Here is a 3,217-nt window from a genome sequence, read left to right as displayed (position 1 = left end):
GAACTGTTCACCCAGGCCGCGGTGCCCGGCCAGGTAAGCCGCATGCCCAGACATTCGTACCGATCCGGCAGGACATCGGCGCTTCTGCTCGTCCTGCTGGCGAGCATCGCCCAGGCGCGGGCAAGCGTGGTGGTGACCGGGACCCGGGTGATCTATCCCGGCGAGGCACGGGAGAAGACCGTGCAACTGAGCAATCGCGATGCGTTTCCCAACGTCGTCCAGGCCTGGGTCGACATCGACGCCCCGGACGCGCCGCCGGATCAGGCGGACGCGCCGTTCCTGGTCAACCCGGCGGTATTCCGCATGGCCCCGGACAGCGGCCAGACGCTGCGCATCGTCTACACCGGGCAGGGCCTGCCGGGCGATCGCGAATCGCTGTTCCATCTCAACGTCCTGCAGATCCCGCCACGCAACAGCAGCCATGCGGATCGGAACCAGATGCTGCTGATGCTGCGCAATCGCCTGAAGCTGTTCTACCGCCCGGCGGGCATCCAGGGCCGTCCCGAGGACCTGCCCGGGCAACTGCGTTTCGCACTGGTCCGGCGCAGCGCCGGCTGGGCGGTGCGGGTGGACAACCCGAGCGGCTACTACGCCTCGTTCGCCAGCGCCACGCTCAGCGTCGGCCAGCGCCGCTGGCGCTTGCGCAGCGGCATGCTGGAGCCGCGCAGCCATGCCGAATGGCAGGCCGAAACCCGAGAAGCCCTGCCGCCGGGACGCGTGCGCCTGCACGCGCTGCTGATCAACGACTACGGCGCCCATATGGATATCCGTCATGACCTATCGCCATGAACGCCGCTGCCGCACCGGCACGGCCCTGATGGCGGGCGGCATGGCGCTGGCGGCGAGCGCCTTCGGTCATGCCCAGCCCGGCTACGAATTCGATGATCGCCTGTTGCTCGGCTCTTCCCTGGGCGGCGGCGACCTGTCGCGCTTCAACCAGGACGGTCGGATCGATCCGGGTCGCTATCACGTCGATGTCTACCTCAACGAGCGCTTCGCCAGCCGCAGCGAAGTGAGTTTCCGCGCCAACCCCGCCAGCGGCGCGGTGGAGCCCTGCCTCGAGGAAGACTTCCTGCGCCAGCGCCTCGGCGCCAAGCCTGGCGAAAAGCCGCGCAAGAGCGACGAAGGTGCCCACTGCGCCTTTCTCGACACGCGCCTGCCCGGCTCGCGGTTCAGCCTGGACGTCGCCCGCCTGCGCCTGGATCTCTCGGTGCCGCAAGCCTTGCTCGACCTCAAGCCGCGCGGCTACGTCAGCCCCGCGGAGTGGGACGCCGGCGACAGCATGGGCTTCGTCAACTACGACACCAACCTCTATCGCTCCGACTACCGCGGCGGCGAATCGGGACGATCGGACTACGCCTATGTCGGCCTGAACAGCGGCATCAACCTCGGCCTGTGGCGTTTGCGCCACCAGTCCAACTACACCTATTCCCGCTACAACGGGCAGGCCAGGCGCAAGTGGAACGGCATCCGCACCTATGCCCAGCGCGCCTTGCCGGCCTGGCGCAGCGAACTGACGGCGGGGGAGAGCTACACCGCCGGCAACCTGCTCGGCAGCATCGGCTACCGCGGCCTGAGCCTGGCCACCGACGACCGCATGCTGCCCGAGTCCCTGCGCCGCTATGCGCCGCAGGTGCGGGGCACCGCGGCCACCGCGGCGCGGGTGGTGATCAGCCAGAACGGCAGGAAGATCCGCGAGGTGAATGTCGCCCCCGGTCCGTTCGTCATCGACGATCTCTACGACAGCGCCTATGCCGGCGATCTGGATGTCCAGGTGTTCGAAGCCGATGGCAGCGTATCGAGCTTCAGCGTGCCGTTCGCCTCGGTCCCGGAGTCCATGCGTCCCGGCCTGTCGCGCTACAGCTTCACCCTGGGCCAGGCGCGCCAGTACGGTGACGGCGACGACCTGTTCGCCGACTTCACCTACCAGCGCGGCATGAGCAACGCCCTGACCGCCAACCTGGGACTGCGTGTCGCCGACGACTACCTGGCCATGCTGGGCGGCGGCGTCCTCGCCACCCGCTTCGGCGCCTTCGGCCTGAACAGCACCTATTCCAGCGCACGCGTCGAGGAGGGCGCGCGCAAGCAGGGCTGGCGCATCGGGCTCGACTACAGCCGGACCTTCCAGCCCACCGGCACTACCCTGACCCTGGCCGGCTACCGCTATTCCACCGAAGGCTACCGCGAACTCGGCGACGTGCTCGGCTCGCGCGACGCACTGCGCCACGGGGACACCTGGGATTCCGGCAGCTACAAGCAGCGCAACCAGTTCAACCTGCTGGTGAGCCAGGCCCTCGGCGGTTACGGCAACCTCTATCTTTCCGGCTCCTCCAGCGATTTCTACGACGGCAAGAGCCGCGATACCCAATTGCAGTTCGGCTACTCCAACACCTGGGGGCAGTTGAGCTACAACCTCGCCTGGTCGCGGCAGACCACCACCTACTACCAGGAGCAGGGCGACCAGGACCCTGGCGTCGAGCTGCTCCGGCGCGACCGGCGCAGCGGCCAGCGCAACGACACCCTGACCCTCAGCGTCTCCATGCCGCTGGGTTCTTCCAGTCGGGCGCCGACGCTCAGCGCCATGGCTACCCGGCGCTCCGGCGACAGCCGTGGCGGCAGCCTGCAAACCGGGCTGAACGGTACGCTGGGCGACGAGCGTACCTGGAGCTACGCGCTGTCCGCCAACCGCGACAGCGAGGTCGCCGACACCACCTGGAACGGCACCTTGCAGAAGCAGGCGGCGCTGGCCACCGTGAATGCCGGCTATGCCCAGGGCGATCGCTACCGGCAATACAGCGGCGGCATCCGTGGCGCGCTGGTCGCCCACCGCGACGGGCTGACCCTTGGCCCCAGCGTCGGCGATACCTTCGCCCTGGTCGAGGCCAAGGGCGCCAGCGGTGCCGCGATACGCGGCGGGCAGGGCGCGCGCATCGACGGCAACGGCTATGCGCTGGCCCCCTCGCTGTCGCCCTATCGCTACAACCCGATCTCCCTCGATCCCGTTGGCATCGATCCCGACGCCGAACTGCTGGAAACCGAGCGCAAGGTCGCGCCCTACGCCGGTGCCAGCGTGCGCGTGACGTTCAGGACGCTGACCGGCCATCCGCTGCTGATCCAGGCGCGGCGCGAGGACGGCAGTGTGCTGCCGCTCGGCGCCGTGGTGGTCGACTACGGCGGATCAGCGCCTGGTCGCGAGGCACACCGGCCAGGTCGTAGG

General features: G+C 68.9%; 2 protein-coding genes. Both read left to right on the top strand.

What is annotated here, in order from left to right; genetic code table 11:
- Positions 1-42: 42 nt before the first annotated feature.
- Positions 43-789, top strand: a complete 747-nt coding sequence (locus tag FFS27_RS30860; protein WP_003088863.1) for a fimbrial biogenesis chaperone — start codon at positions 43-45, stop codon at positions 787-789.
- Positions 773-3,217 (top strand): fimbria/pilus outer membrane usher protein (locus FFS27_RS30855; RefSeq protein ID WP_137952456.1); only part of this gene is annotated, 2,445 nt, incomplete at its 3' end. The genes FFS27_RS30860 and FFS27_RS30855, both read left to right, overlap by 17 nt.

This window comes from Pseudomonas sp. 2VD (assembly GCF_005503585.1).
GTDB lineage: Bacteria > Pseudomonadota > Gammaproteobacteria > Pseudomonadales > Pseudomonadaceae > Pseudomonas > Pseudomonas aeruginosa.
Note: the sequence above shows the minus strand (reverse complement) of the source record. Positions and strands in the feature narration are given on the sequence as shown.